This window comes from Streptomyces sp. NPDC005393 (assembly GCF_040606675.1).
GTDB lineage: Bacteria > Actinomycetota > Actinomycetes > Streptomycetales > Streptomycetaceae > Streptomyces.
Window position 1 is genome coordinate 44,796 of record NZ_JBEXFG010000031.1, and the last position, 13,937, is coordinate 58,732.

The window sequence follows — 13,937 nt, forward strand, 5'->3', positions numbered from 1 at the left end:
GGCGACTCGCGTCCCGGTCTCGACGCTTCGACGTTCAACTTTTCCGGGGAGTCGGTCCCCGTTTGTGTGATCACCGGTTTAAACGGGGAATCAGTCCCCGGAATATCCCCGTCCGCAGGTGACCTGCCTCACACTCATCCGAGGGCGATACCGCCCGGACGGACCAGCCGATTCCCCCGCACGGCGGCACCCCACGGGCGTCCCCGCCCGCCCGCCCACACCGTGGTCGGCAATGGAGCAGACCCGCGAGACCACCCGCCCCCGCATACGAATACGCAGGCCCCGCCGGGGCAGCGCATTCGCCACTGCCGCCGTGCTCACGGTGGCAGTGGTGGCCCCGGCGGCGACGCCGCGTCCCGCGACCACCACGACGCCCACGCGGGCCCCGGCGCTCTCGGCGAAACCGGCCGCCGGCTCCCTCGGACCGTGCGCCCTCGCCCCGGGCCATGGGCTCCAGATGTCCGAGGGAATCCCCACCGGGCGCGGCTACAGCCGTAGTACGGGCACGATCAACGCCCTCAACCTCATGATCGACTTCCCGGACGTCCACGGCAAGGGCACGGCCCGCCAGCGCTTCGAGGAGTTCTTCCCGCAGACCTCGCGCTGGTTCGCACAGAGCTCGTACGGGCGGCTCGACTACCGCCCCGCGATGCCGATCGACCGCTGGCTGCGGATGCCGCACTCCTTCCGCTCGTACGGCATCAAGCGCGGCAGCCCCTTTGAGCCCGGCTATCGCAAACTGGCCGCCGATATCGCCGCCGCGGCCGACCGTAAGGTCGACTTCCGCCGCTACGACCTGGTCAACGTCCTGGTCACGCCGAACGCCGGACCGCCGGCCGCGCACGCCGTCCTGTCCGTCACCTACGCCGACAACCAGCGCGCCCCGACCGCCGACGGTGTTCCGCTCGCCAATGTCTCCTTCGTCTACAGCCGCCAGGACGACGGCTCCGGCTCGCTGCGCCGCACCGGCTTCCGCGTCCTCCCGCACGAGAACGGCCATGTCTTCGGGCTGCCCGACCTCTACACCCGGGGCGGTGGGGACAAGGTCGGCCACTGGGATGTGATGTCCGAGGACTGGGGCGTCGGCAACGACCTGCTGGCCTGGCACAAGTGGAAGCTCGGCTGGCTCGGCCCGCACCAGGTGGCCTGCGCCGCCCGCGCTGGCGCCACGGCGCATATGCTCGCCCCGCTGAGCCGCCCGGACGGGACCAAGCTGCTCTTCGTTCCCCTCTCGCCGTCCACCGGCTACGCCGTCGAGGCGCGCGAGAGCGGCGGCAACGACGAGGCCATATGCAAGCCCGGCGTCCTTGTCTCCTGGGTGGACACCCGTATCGACTCCGGCAGCGGCCCCGTCACGATCATGGACAGCACCCCCGGCGGCCATGGCTGCACCCATGAGCGCAATGTCCATCCCGGGCTCAGCGACGCGGCGTTCGGGCCCGGCGAGACCTTCACCCGGACCGCGGACGGCACGCGCGTGCGCATCCGTGTCACCGGGCGGGACGCGAGGGGCGACTACGGGGTCGAGGTCACCCGTCGCGCCAGTGCCGGCGCCCGAGGCTGATCAGCAGCAGTTGCTTGCGCGCGGTGGCGGCCACCTGCCGCTCGATCTCGGGACGGTCCGGCTGGGCCTCCAGAAAGGCCGTCGCCGTCATCACCATATGGTCGACATAGAGCTGCGCAAGGATCCGGACATCTTCCGGCGACCAGCCCTCCGACGCGAGCCGCGGGGTGAAGGCGGCCGCGACCTCGTCCGCGAACCGCCCCAACTCGGTGGCGATGGCCTCCCGTACGGCACGCACGCCGCCGTGCCGCTCGCGCGCGATGAAGCGGATATGTGCTGGATAGCGGCGCACATGCTCGGCGACCGCCTCCACGGTGGCATCGATCCGCTCCTCGTCACCGGCCTGGTCGGTGAGTATCGCGCGGATCATATGGTGCAGACTGCTCAGCGACTCCTCGACGAGCGCGACGCCGAGATCGCTCAGATCCCGGAAGTGGCGGTAGAAGGCGGCGGGGGCCACCCCCACCACCCGGGTGACCTCGCGCAGACCCAGGCTGCTCAGGCTCTGGTTCTCCAGCAGCCGCAGCCCCGCATCCAGCAGCGCGCGCCGCGTCTTCTCCTTCTGGGCCTGCCGGACCCCGGACGTGTGACTCATATCATTCAGTAAACAGCCGTTCGCTGACTTCTGCCAGTCCTGTGCGGGGTACTCTAGAACTCAGTGAACAGTTGTGAATCCAACTGTTCACCGAACAACAACTCGCACGCCATCCGCAACCGGATCCGTCACTACGAGAGAGGCTCACATGCTCTTCATCGTCGCAGCCCTCGCCTTGATGGGGGTCCTTCTGGGCGCGGCGGCGCACACCCCGCTCCCACTGTTCCTCGCCGCCGCAGGCGCCATCGGTGCCTGGCTGTTCGTCTTCTTCATCCGTGAACGCACCGGGCACAAGGGGAACTGACCCATGGCAATCACCGCACCATCCCGCACGTCGCCGGCCAGGGCGCGCCGGGACGCCGACGGCATGGCCGTCGCCTCGTTCGTCCTCGGCCTGATCGGCCTGCTGCTGTTCAACGCGGTCTTCGGGCCCTGCGCCATCGTCCTCGGGACGCTCGCGCTCGCCCGCGAGACCCGCCGCCGGGGCCGGGCGCTGCTCGGACTCGCGCTCGGCATCGCGGATGTGGTTCTGCTGATCGTTCTGCTGACGCTGAACCACTCCGTCTTCTGGCAGTTCGGCGGCTGATCCACGCCCCGCCCCCGACATACCCGCGGCCGCGCACACACCACTGCGCGGCCGTCGGTGTTTCCGCTGAGGCGCTCAGGCGTTTCCACTCAGTGGAAGGGCCGTTGCCGACGCGTGACGCCCGTCACCACGCCGGCCGCATGACCGCATTCGCAAGAACCAGTGGTACTCACAGCGGCAGTTCTCCCACCCGCGCGGCCGACTTGGCCTGGCCGGTAACGTGAACCAGGTGACTCGGCTCCACCCGAGCCGGGACAGTCCGGAGCCTCCGACAAACCCGGAACGGTTCACTTCCGAGGCGCGACCTCGGCCATGCGCGACCACCCCTGCCCCTCCGTCTCGACGTTGATGATGTCGGGCGTCTCGGCGACGACGTCCGGCATCCACGCCATGGCCGTCTTGAAGTGGTCGGAGTCGACGTGCTCGACACCCGCCTCCGGGGACGCGAACGCCTCCAGGAGGACGAAGCGGTTCGGATCGGCGGCGTCCACGGACCACTCGAAGAAGAGGTTGCCGGGTTCGGCGCGGGTCCCGGCGGTGAAGTCGGCCACCCGGTCGAGCCACTGGTCGCGGAACTCGGGGCGGACGGTGAACCGTACGGCGATGAAGATCATGCGGAACTCCTCGTACGACAGAGGGGCGGACCCTCTCAACAGTGTCAGTCGGTGAACAGACTCACCAGCAGGGCGGCATTGAGCGCCACGACCACGGCGCTGACCGCCCAGGCGCAGTACGTGGTCGCGCGCCGATTGACCCAGCCGCCCATGACGGCGGGATCGCGGGTGAGCAGGACCAGCGGAACCAGGGCGATAGGGATGCCGAAGGAGAGGATGATCTGGCTCATGACCAGGCTGGCCGTAGCGCTGCCGCCGGCGGCGAGCACCGCGATGGCGGGCGCCATGGTGAGCAGCCTGCGCAGCAGCACGGGGATCCGCCGGCCCAGGAAGCCGCCCATCACCACCTCTCCCGCGTACATGCCGACGCTCGTGCCGGCGAGGCCCGAGACGAGCAGCGCCAGGGCGAAGACGAGGGCCGCCATGGGGCCGACGAGCCGCCCGTACGCGTCGTGCGCCGCGCCGAGGGAGGTGGCGGCCTCCGGGGCGCCGGGATGGAACAGCGTCGCTGCCGACACCAGCAGGGCCACGTTCACGGCGCCCGCCAGGCCCATGGCGAGCAGGACGTCTGCCCGTACGTGGCGCAGCAAGCGGTGGCGGAGCAGCCGGTCGCGGTCGCCCGGCGGGCCACGGTCCGCTCCGGGCGACCCTGGGTCGAGGGACAGGCTGTAACGGTCGCTGGTGAGCCCCGAGTGCAGGTAGATGACGTGCGGCATCACGGTGGCGCCGACGATTGCGCCGGCCAGCACCAGGCTCTCGGCTCCGGACAGACGGGGCATCAGTCCGTCGGCGGCCGTGGCCAAGGGGGCTCCGGTGCCGAGCGCCTGGCTGAGAAACAGCGCCAGCAGACAGGCCAGGCAGGCCGCCATGAGCACCTCGAAGCGGCGTCTCCCCCGGCCGCCCATCGGCATGAGCGCCAGCGAGGCCGCGCCGATGACGAGGCCGCCGAGCCACAACGGGAGCCCGAAGAGCAGGTGGAGGGCGATGGCACCACCGACGACCTCCGCGAGGTCGGTCATCATGACGACCGCCTCCGCCTGCACCCACAGCCCCCACACCACCGGTCTGCGGTACCGGGTGCGGCACAGCTCCGGCAGGCTCCTGCCGGTGGCGACACCGAGCTTGGCGGAGAGGTACTGGAGGAGCATCGCCACGACATTCGCGGCGAGCAGCACCCACAGCAACAGCGGGCCGAAGGTGGCACCCGCCTGGACGTTGGTGGCGAAGTTCCCCGGGTCGACGTACGCGATGGCGGCGACGAAAGCGGGTCCGAGGAGGGTGTGCGACACCCCCGCCCGCAACGGCGGCCGCCGCTCCCCCGGCGTACGGCCGCCGTCCTCGGCCCCCGCGCCGGGACTCCTGGCGGAGGCAGGCGAGGGCTGGTCGGTGTGGGTCGTGAAGGGATCAGCCGTCATGATGTCGCCGCGCTCCTTGTCACTGGGATGCGCCCGTAGGGGCTCGGGGAACCGCGCGCCCGGCCGCGATCGAGCCGCGGCTGGCGGCGGACCGCAGACGCGGCGGCGCGCGGCCGGCTGCGGTCAGGAAATGTTGGAGGGCCGGGGCAGCCCCTCGGCGAGGTCCCCGATCTCCGGCGAGTGAATGGATCCCGGGTTCCCGATGACCTCCTCGACCACCAGCGTCTCGGTGGTGAGCAGCAGCGCGGCGATCGACGCGGCGCTGAGCAACGCGCTACGCGTGACCTTCACCGGGTCGATGACCCCGCGCAGGTGCAGGTCGGCGTAGTCGCCGCGCAGGGCGTCCAGGCCGCTGCCGACGGGCAGCGCGGCCACCCGCTCCTCCGCCTCGTCGGGGTCGAGACCGGCATTGATCGCGATCCACCGCAGCGGCGCGGCGAGCGCCTTGGCGACGATGGCCCGACCCACGGCGGCGTCCGTGTCAGGAAGTTCGGGATCGCCGTGACCGGGCCCGTCCAGCGCCACGATGGCGGCGCGCGCGTGCAGCAGGGCCGCGCCACCGCCCGCCACGACGCCGTCCTCGGCCGCCGCCCGGGTCGCGGCGAGCGAGTCCTCCAACCGCATCTGCTTCTCCCGCAGTTCGACGTCGCTCGCGGCGCCGACCTGGATGACGGCGACGCCGCCGGAGAGCTTGGCGATGCGTTCGCCGAGCTTGTCACGGTCGTGCTCGTTGACGGCACGTTCCAGTTCGGTCTTGAGGTTCTCGATGCGTTCGGCCACCCGCTCGTCGCCACCCGCGCCGCCCAGCACGGTGGTGGACCGCTCGGTGGCGATGACCTTCTCGGCGCGGCCGAGATCCTCCAGCGTGGCGCCCTCCAGCGTGCGCCCGGCCGAACCGGTGATGACGCGCCCGCCGGTAAGCGCGGCCATGTCCTCCAGCTCCGCGATCCGCCGGAAGCCGAAGCCGGGCGCGCGCACCGCGAGCGAACGGAAGGTGCCGTGCGCCGCGTTGGTGACGAGCATGCCGAGCGCGGACCCCTCGACGTTCTCCGCGATGACGACCAGCGGGGAGCCGGTGCGGGTCACCTGCTCCAGGACAGGCATCAGCTCCTGCACCTTGCTGATCTTGGTGTCGCAGTAGAGGAGGTACGGGTTCTCCAGTACGGCCTCCATGCGCCCCTGATCGGTGACCATGTACGGGGAGATCCAGCCGTTGTCGAAGTCCAGGCCCTCCGCGTACTCGACGCTCAGGCCGAACGCCGACGACTCCTCGACCGTGACGACGCCACTGCGTCCGACGCGGGTCACGGCCTCGGCGATGGCCCCGCCGATGGCCGGGTCGTTGTTGGCGGACAGGGCGGCCACGCGCACCAGTTCGTCGTCCGAGCGGACCGGGCGCGACTGGGCGGTCAGGGAGGCGACGGCGGCCGCCACGGCGGCCTCGATGCCGTTCTTCAACAAGACAGGATTGGCACCGTCGTTGACCGCCCGCAGTCCCTCGCGGACGATCGCCTGGGCGAGCACGGTCGCGGTGGTGGTGCCGTCACCGACGTCCCCGTTGGTGCGGGTGGCCACCTCCTTGACGAGCTGGGTGCCCATGTTGGCGAAGGGGTCCTTGAGCTGGATCTCCCGGGCGATGGTGACGCCGTCGTTGGTGATGGTGGGTGGCCCGGTCAGCTTCTCCAGGACCGCGTTGCGGCCCTTGGGGCCGAGGGTGACGCGCACGGCGTCGGCCAGCGCGTTCACCCCACTCTCCAGCAGTGCGCGCGCTTCGGCATTGAAGCGCAGTTCCTTCGCCATGGCGGTGTCGTCCCTTCCGTCCAGCGGGATACGTCGAGGGGTGTACGGGGTGCATGCGTGTCGGTGGAGCGGTGGCGGCGGCCCGTGCGGTCTCCGTGGTGCGCCGACCCTCACAACGGGTCCACGGATGGGCCGCCGCCACCTGTACGGGGCGGTGCCGGTTCAGGGCACCAGCACGGCGCGCCCCCTCACACGGCCCCGGTCAAGGTCGTCCAGGGCCCGGTCGAAGGCGTCCAGCGGGTAGGTGACGGTGTGCAGGGTGACCAGGCCGCGCGCCGCGAGGTTCATCAGCTCGACCAGGTCGGTGTACGAACCGACCAGGTTCCCGATGAAGTTGATCTCGGTGGAGATGATGTCGATGGTCGGCACGGACAGGGTGCCGCCGTAGCCGATGACGTAGTAGTCGCCGGCCCGCCGCAGCATCCGTACGCCGTCCTCCAGTGCCCCGCCCTCGCCGACGAAGTCGAGGACGGCTTCGGCGCCCTGGCCGCCGGTGAGCGCGGCGACCTGGTCGGCCTGGCTGCCGTCGGCGACGACGGTGTGGTGCGCGCCGAGCGTCTCGGCGAGCTTGAGCGCCTGGGCGGAGGTGTCGACGACGATCAGCTCGGCCGGGGTCAGGGCGGCCAGCACCTGGATGCCGATGTGTCCGAGCCCGCCCGCGCCGATCACCACGGCCTTGTCGCCGGGCGCGAGCCTGTGGGCTGCCTTCTTCGCCGCGTGGTACGCGGTGAGCCCGGCGTCGGCGAGCGCGGCCACCTCCGCCGGGGCGAGTCCCGGGTCGAGCGGGACGACCGCGCGGGCGTTGGTGCGCAGGTACTCCGCGAACCCGCCGTCCGCGTCGATGCCGGGGAAGGCGCTCGCCGCGCAGTGCACGTCGTCGCCGCGCCGGCAGGCCGCGCACAGCCCGCAGGTGACCAGCGGATGCAGGATGACGGGGTCACCGGGTGCGAGACCGGTGACCGCCGCGCCGACCTCGGCCACCCAGCCCGCGTTCTCGTGCCCCTGGATGTACGGCAGGGCCACCCCGCTCTTGGCCTCCCACTGGCCCTCGATGATGTGCAGGTCGGTGCGGCACACCCCAGCGCCGCCGATCCTGACGATCACGTCGAGGGGCCCGGCGACCGCCGGGTCGGGTACGTCGTCGAGTACCGGAGTGCGCTCGTAACCGTGCAGTCGTACGGCCTTCATGCCGTTCCTTCCTTTCTGCCGCCGCCCGCTGCCGTATCGCAGTCGTCCGGCCCGTAGCGGGTGACCAACAGGCCCTCGCACACCAGGGTGTTGGCCTCGATGCCGACGCCCGCGGTACGGCCCCGGCGCAGGTGTCCCTCCAGAGCCACGGTGGGCACGGCGTTCCCCTTGTCGTCCGCGAACAGCGGGGCGCCGGGGTCCGTCGGCAGGCCCAGCAGCGAGCGGCGCTTGCGGACCGTGACCGTGAGGCGCTCGGGCAGGTCCCCGAGGACCGCGTCGCCGAGTTGTCGCAGGGTCCAGCCGCGCTCCAGGAGCCGTCGGCCGAGCCGGGCCTGCCCGGCGAGGTGCCCCTTGCGCAGGAAGACGGCGCGCAGTTCCTCCATGCGGTCCGGATCGGCGAGGCCGGGGAACGCGTCGGCGAAGGCCTTGCCGCAGCCCACGCCCTCGTTGATCTCGTCGGAGGCGAAGTGGTCCTCCAGGATCACCCGGCACTCCCCCGCCCAGGAGAGCCCGACCAGCGCGCGCCGGGCGTCCTCCACCATCAGCCAGGCGAAGTTGGGGGCGCAGAAGTAAGTGGGCAGCCGGAGTCTGGCCTCCACCGAGCCGTCGGAGCCCACGCTGACGGATCGCACGAAGCCCAGGTCAGTGATGGGCCGGTCGAGTTCCGGGTCGAGCACCGCCGCCAGTGCCGCGTTGACGGCGGTGACCCGGTCGACCGCCGCGGTGACAGCGGTCATGCCGCCGCCACCGCACCGGAGGCGGGTACCTGCGCGCTTTGGGGAACCTTCAGGTCGTACAGCCGCGCGTGGTTGAGGCCGAGGATCTTGCGCTTGACGTCGGTGGTGAGGACGCCGTACTCGGGCTGGAGGTCCTCGGGGATCTGGAAGTCGACGAACCGCTCGACGAGCCACTTGGGGCTCCAGATCGCGTAGTCGCTCCCGAACACGATGCGGTCCTCGTCGAGCCAGTACAGCAGCTCGCCGATGATCTGGGCGAAGTATCGGGGGCGGGTGTGGATGAACGGCATCACGACGGACAGGCCCGCGTAGACGTTCGGTTCCTGGGTGGCGATCCAGCAGAAGTCGTCGAGACGGGGCAGTCCGGAGTGCTCGACGATGAAGTTCAGGCCGGGGAAGGCGCTGGCCGCGTGGTCGATGTCGGCGACGTCGAAGGCGTCCCGGTTCAGCGGCCAGATGGTGGGGCCCTTGTGGACGTGGATGTTGCGGATGCCGAGCCGCTCGCACAGCGCCAGATAGTCCTGGGCCTCCGGGTCGGACAGCTTCCAGCCCTTGGAGGAGCCGCGCCACTCGGCGGTGTAGAGCTTGACGCCGCGCAGGTTCCACTCGGCGTGCAGCTTCTCCAGGCGCTCCAGGCCCGACTCGCCCTCGCGCGGGTCGAAGGCGCCGTTGACGATCAGCCGGTCGGGGTGCTTGCGGGCCAACGCGCCGTTCCGCTCGACGGTGTTGAAACCCTCACGGTAGAACTCGCCGAGATACGTCGGCTGGAAGATCGCCCAGTCCGCGTACCCGGTGTCGAAGATGTCGTGGATCAGGTCCTGCTCGCTGTACTTGCGGAACTTCTCCAGCGGCCAGACCCACTCCTGCGGGCTGAGATTGCGCTGGTAGTCGTAGAAGCAGCGGATGAAGCCCTCGCCGTACTTGTTGGCGATGTTCTCCTCGCTGGCGTCCCAGAAGTGGATGTGCCCGTCAACGATGAAGTAGTCGACGCCGTCCTTGCGGTACATGGCCTGCTGCCTGCCTTCCTGCTGAGTGCGGCTGCGCCCGTGGCGGTCAGTCGACGGGGACGAGGTCGAAGTCGATGTACTCGGCCGCGTCCTCGGGGTTGGCGAAGAGGATGGTGCGGTCGTCGAGGTGGACCATCCGGCCGTAGTGGGTGGACATGATCTCCTCGAAGTCGCTCACCTCGAAGTCGAAGCCGAGGGCGTCGGAGATCTCCTCGAAGTCGAAGGTCAGCAGGCGTTCGCCGTCCACCCGGATCATGGAGGGGTAGTCGGTGACGGTGACGTGCTCCTTGGTGCGCATGACGTCGGCCACGACATGGCCGTTCTGGTTGTTCATCAGCGTGACGCCGCACCGGTTGGAGGAGCTGCGGTCGGAGGAGAAGGCGGAGGGGGGCTTGGTGTTCACCGCGGGGTCCCTTCTGCGGAGGCGACGGAGAGGCCGAAGCCGTCCATGAGTCGTACGAACCGGTCCTTGGCCCGGTCGAGACTGTCCTCGAAGCGCAGGACCTTCTCGTCGGCCTGCGACCACAGCGGCTGAAGGCGGCGGGCGGCGTCGAGCGTGGGCGGCAGCCACTGGCACAGCCAGCGCTCGGCGGTGGCGCGGTTGGCCTCGCCGTGCTTCTCGTCGCCGAGCAGCAGCTCGAACAGGGCGCGGGTCCAGCGCAGGTCGCGGTCGTAGTCACCCTCGCCGGCGCCGATCACGGACGGGGTGGTGAAGTCGCCGTTGCGGGCGGCGATCTGCATGACCAACTGGCTGCGGAACAGCTCGCCCACGAGCGGCTCGAAGACGAGGTTGGTGGCGAAGGCAGCCTCCGCCCAGTCCTGCACGGCGGTCAGCCGCTCCACCGTCTCGCGCACGCCCTGCCAGACCGGGTCGCTCTGCCACGCCTGGATGTGCGCGGAGCCGTCGAAGGAGGGCAGTTCCTCCTCGATGTCCAGGTTGTAGAGAGCGAGGTCCTGGGCGAAGCGGAGCTTGTGGGTGCCGTTGACTGCGAGGACGTTGTTGATCATGTTGGTGGGGGCGGACCGCTGGATCGCCACGAACACGTGCATGCCCAGGCCCTGTTCGGCGTGCATCCAGGCGCCGACGTTGCGCTCCACGAAGTGCGTCCACGTGGGCGTCCACTGCTGGTAGGCGTCGGCCTTACGGGCGTTGGCGAGGTTCTGCTGGATCTGCCGCACGACGTTGGCGTTGTTGCGGAAGATCGTCTGCTCCCACTCCTCGTTCGGGTCGCGAAAGAGGTGCCAGTCGGAGGAGCGCTGCTCGGTCCAGTCCTGCGGGTAGCCGGAGGAGCCGTCGGCGAAGCCGTAGATCCAGCCCTGGAGCAGGTGGCGCTCCGGGTCCGGCTGGACGTCGAAGGTGACGTCCTCGTACATGCTGGCCCGCATCTTCTGCGGCTTGTAGTAGGTGAACGCCCGGCTGCCGGAACCGGGGAAGACCAGTGCTCCCGCCTCGGCATCGGTGAACTGCGGTTTGGGGAAGCTGCGCTCCCCCTTGACCGGGTTGTCGGCTTGCGTGGTCATGCGTACGGCTCCTCGCGTCGGTCGGGTGAAGTGAGGTTCAGTACTGATTGATCGGCTGTCGGCATGTCAGGTGCCGGTGGACGTGGTGAACTTGTCCAGGAAGATCCGCTCCTCGGGCATGCCCTTGCCGGTGAGCAGTTCCATCGCGGCGTCGCACATCGGCGGAGGTCCGCACAGATACGCGTCGGCGCTCGACAGGTCGCCCTCGTGCCGGTCGACGACCTCGGTGATCAGCCCCTGCTCGTAGCTGCCCGAGGCGCCCTCGGAGAGAGCGGGCACGAACGCGAAGTCCGCGAGCCGCGCGCCGAGTGCGGCGATTTCGTCGAGGGCGAACAGGTCCCGCTCGGTACGCGCCCCGTAGTAGAACCGGGTGCGCCGGGTGCTGCCGGTCGCGGCCAGGCCGCACAGCTGGGCCAGGATCGGGGCCATGCCGGCGCCGCCCGCGAGCAGAATCAGGTCGCGGTCCGGAGCCTCGCGCATCACGCAGGTGCCGTAGGGGCCCCTGACCGTCAGCGGGTCGCCGGGGCTCAGGGCCCCGTCGAGCATCCCGGAGAACTTTCCGCCCGGGTAGCGCTTGATGATGAACTCCAGCTTGCCGCCCGGCCCCTCGGCGGGCAGACCCGCCATGGAGAAGGACCGCCGCTGGTCGGTTCCCGGCACCTCGATGTCCACGTACTGCCCAGTACGGTAGGGGAATTCGTCGGCGGGGTCGACATCGAGCACGAGTCGGGTGATGTCGTGGGTGAGGGGCTGCACGGCGGCGACCGCGGCACGGGTCTGGCGGGGCGGGATGCCGGAGAGCAGCATCTCCTCGTCGTAGTTGATGAGTTCGATGCTGAGATCGCCGTAGGCGTGCGTCCGGCAGAGCAGGACGTACCCCTCCTCACTCTCGTAGTCGGCCAGCGCGAAGGTGGAGTAGCGCTCCATCTGCTGGTCGCCGTCGAGCAGGAACGACTTGCAGGAGGAGCACTGGCCCTCCTTGCAGCCATGCATGAGATTGACGCCCTGGCGGAACGCGGCGTCGAGTACGGTCTCGTCCTCGTCGGCCTCGATCTCGATGCCGACCGGTTCGAATCGGATGTGGTGCTTGTCGCCCACAAGGACCAGCTTTCCGGGAGGGGGGTCCGGCGGGGGCGCGCCCCACCTGGTGGTGCCCGCGACGGCGGCGCGCCCCTGCTGTTCCCTCCCTGGCGATAGGGGCAGCGTTCCGGCCCCTGGCGATACGGGTCAGAACATCGACGGGGTGATGTTGCTGCGGCTGCGGTAGTCCGCGACGTGCGCCTCGCGCTCCTCGTCGGACATCTCGTTGAGCGACACGTTGGGGCTGATGAAGGTGTTGCCCCGGATGTCGTCGAGCGTCCACAGCTTCTTCGGGTCATCGAGGTCCAGGTGCGGCTGCGGGACGAGGGTCTTGCCGTCGTCGCGCACGTATCCGAGGTCCTTGACGATGTCGGCGAGGTCCTGCCCGTGGTAGCAGGTCTCCCACTCGCGCTTGCCGGTGAGCCGGCCCATCGACGGGGTCGCCCGGCCCTCGTACTCCGGCCTGAACGCGGTGGTGTCCGTCCACGCGCAGGTCTCGGAGCAGTAGGTGCGCCACTGGCCGTCGACCTTGTCGACCACCATGTCCTGGCGGACCAGGCACGGCACCATGCACGTCCAGCAGCGGTGCGGGTACTGGTAGCCGACGTCCTCGAAGGCGATCGGCTTGTTGGCACCGGGGTGCCTGAGCCGGTTGTACGCCTCCCACCAGGCGCCGTACTCCGCGTACCAGCCCGGGTACTTGGACTCGAACCACTCGAAGTCGTCGTCCGTCATGCCGTCGATGCGCCAGAAGTTCACCGGCCAGCCGGTGGCGAAGAACTGGGCCACCTTGTGGACGTAGCCCTGGTTCCAGATCCGCTTCCAGGCCTCCTCGACGAGGTCGTGCGGGATCTTCAGGCCGTACTTCTCCAGCGGGATCAGATACGACCGGTAGTAGTCGTCGTAGATCCAGCGGCGCCACATCTCGGCGTAGCTGTCGCGGTCCTTGCGGCGGTCCTTGCTGCCGTACTCGATGAACGTGCCGATGGCGGCGTCCACCACGCAGTGGTTGTTCCACCAGGCGTAGCGCAGGTCGCGCTCCAGCAGTTGGCGGTTCTCCTCGTCGGCGAGGGCCATCAGCAGGATGGAGTAGCCGTTGGATATGTGCCGGGACTCGTCCGACTGCACCGAGTGAAAGACGGTGGGCAGCAGGTAGTCGCCGTTGGCGGAGGCCTCGGCGGGCATCGCCACGAACAGGGTGTTGGTGAATGCCGTCTCCGCGACCAGCGTGAGGTACACGTTGGAGGCGGTGATCGCGTCACCGGTGATGAACCCCTCGCCGAACTGGCGGCCGATGGTGCCGGCGTAGCAGTTGGCGAACGCCTTCTCGGAGATGTCGAACCCCGCGGGGTCGATGTAGTGGTTCATGTAGAGGCGCTTGAGGTTCATCTGGATCGTCGAGTGCCGTACCTCGTCGATCATCTGCACCGCGAGCCCGTTGTGGAGCTGCGGGTTGGGGACCGCGCCGATCGCCATCGGCATCGCGCGGGCCGCGCTGATCTCGGGGAACGGGATGATGGACAGGAACAGCTTCTGCCATTCCATCCAGCGCTGCTGGACCTGCCGGAACATGTTGCCCCGGATCGCGCCGTCCATCGCGCCGTAGACGCGGTTGTCCTTCTCCTCCTCCATCGGGAAGTAGGAGCGCAGGACCTGCTTGAGCGGGTCCTTCTTGGGCGCCTTGTCGAAGCGGTAGTCGGTGGCGAAGCGGTTGGCCGGGGTCGCGAACGTGGGGTCCCACGACAGCTCAGTGATCTTTTTGTGCGCCTTGCTCAGGCTCTGTCGGCTCACGGGTGATACTCCTCCGGCTGACTCGGCGGCGGTGAGGTC

At 69.6% G+C, this 13,937-nt stretch carries 14 protein-coding genes; 3 read left to right on the forward strand and 11 right to left on the reverse strand.

What is annotated here, in order from left to right; genetic code table 11:
- The first annotated feature begins 232 nt into the window (after window positions 1-232).
- Window positions 233-1,564, forward strand: coding sequence for a M6 family metalloprotease domain-containing protein (locus tag ABZS71_RS23750; RefSeq protein ID WP_356213289.1), 1,332 nt, complete (start codon window positions 233-235; stop codon window positions 1,562-1,564).
- Here ABZS71_RS23750 and ABZS71_RS23755 read toward each other — a convergent pair.
- On the reverse strand, window positions 1,530-2,159 hold the full coding sequence (locus ABZS71_RS23755) for a TetR family transcriptional regulator (protein WP_355845245.1): 630 nt from the start codon (window positions 2,157-2,159) through the stop codon (window positions 1,530-1,532). The genes ABZS71_RS23750 and ABZS71_RS23755 overlap by 35 nt on opposite strands.
- A 148-nt stretch (window positions 2,160-2,307) precedes the next feature.
- Here ABZS71_RS23755 and ABZS71_RS23760 point away from each other — a divergent pair, with 148 nt between their 5' ends.
- Both ABZS71_RS23760 and ABZS71_RS23765 read left to right on the forward strand, forming a co-directional pair.
- Entirely contained in the window at window positions 2,308-2,463 is a 156-nt protein-coding gene (locus tag ABZS71_RS23760) for a hypothetical protein (RefSeq protein WP_355845248.1), read from the forward strand.
- A gap of 3 nt (window positions 2,464-2,466) precedes the next feature.
- The gene (locus ABZS71_RS23765; RefSeq protein WP_355845251.1) at window positions 2,467-2,745 is read left to right on the forward strand and encodes a DUF4190 domain-containing protein; all 279 of its coding nucleotides are present in this window, start codon (window positions 2,467-2,469) and stop codon (window positions 2,743-2,745) included.
- Window positions 2,746-3,032: 287 nt separating this feature from the next.
- Here ABZS71_RS23765 and ABZS71_RS23770 read toward each other — a convergent pair whose 3' ends face one another.
- The 10 genes from ABZS71_RS23770 to ABZS71_RS23815 form a co-directional block, all read right to left on the reverse strand.
- Complete coding sequence (locus tag ABZS71_RS23770) at window positions 3,033-3,359, reverse strand: putative quinol monooxygenase (protein WP_355845254.1); 327 nt, start codon at window positions 3,357-3,359, stop codon at window positions 3,033-3,035.
- 44 nt (window positions 3,360-3,403) lie between these two features.
- Complete coding sequence (locus tag ABZS71_RS23775; protein WP_355845257.1) at window positions 3,404-4,774, reverse strand: Nramp family divalent metal transporter; 1,371 nt, start codon at window positions 4,772-4,774, stop codon at window positions 3,404-3,406.
- A 123-nt stretch (window positions 4,775-4,897) separates the two neighbouring features.
- Entirely contained in the window at window positions 4,898-6,574 is a 1,677-nt protein-coding gene (gene groL, locus ABZS71_RS23780) for a chaperonin GroEL (RefSeq protein ID WP_356213292.1), read from the reverse strand.
- 162 nt (window positions 6,575-6,736) lie between these two features.
- Window positions 6,737-7,762 (reverse strand): NAD(P)-dependent alcohol dehydrogenase, encoded by a 1,026-nt coding sequence (locus tag ABZS71_RS23785; protein ID WP_356213295.1) that lies wholly within the window; start codon window positions 7,760-7,762, stop codon window positions 6,737-6,739.
- Complete coding sequence (locus tag ABZS71_RS23790) at window positions 7,759-8,499, reverse strand: iron-sulfur cluster assembly protein (RefSeq protein WP_356213298.1); 741 nt, start codon at window positions 8,497-8,499, stop codon at window positions 7,759-7,761. Before ABZS71_RS23790 ends, ABZS71_RS23785 begins: the two co-directional genes overlap by 4 nt.
- Window positions 8,496-9,506, reverse strand: coding sequence for an amidohydrolase family protein (locus ABZS71_RS23795; protein WP_356213301.1), 1,011 nt, complete (start codon window positions 9,504-9,506; stop codon window positions 8,496-8,498). Before ABZS71_RS23795 ends, ABZS71_RS23790 begins: the two co-directional genes overlap by 4 nt.
- A gap of 46 nt (window positions 9,507-9,552) precedes the next feature.
- On the reverse strand, window positions 9,553-9,909 hold the full coding sequence (gene mimD / locus ABZS71_RS23800) for a propane 2-monooxygenase effector subunit MimD (RefSeq protein ID WP_355845272.1): 357 nt from the start codon (window positions 9,907-9,909) through the stop codon (window positions 9,553-9,555).
- Window positions 9,906-11,027, reverse strand: a complete 1,122-nt coding sequence (locus tag ABZS71_RS23805; protein ID WP_355845275.1) for an aromatic/alkene monooxygenase hydroxylase subunit beta — start codon at window positions 11,025-11,027, stop codon at window positions 9,906-9,908. Before ABZS71_RS23805 ends, mimD begins: the two co-directional genes overlap by 4 nt.
- Window positions 11,028-11,093: 66 nt before the next feature.
- Complete coding sequence (locus ABZS71_RS23810) at window positions 11,094-12,125, reverse strand: 2Fe-2S iron-sulfur cluster binding domain-containing protein (protein ID WP_356213305.1); 1,032 nt, start codon at window positions 12,123-12,125, stop codon at window positions 11,094-11,096.
- A 129-nt stretch (window positions 12,126-12,254) separates the two neighbouring features.
- Complete coding sequence (locus ABZS71_RS23815; RefSeq protein ID WP_355845281.1) at window positions 12,255-13,898, reverse strand: methane monooxygenase; 1,644 nt, start codon at window positions 13,896-13,898, stop codon at window positions 12,255-12,257.
- Window positions 13,899-13,937: the final 39 nt, after the last annotated feature.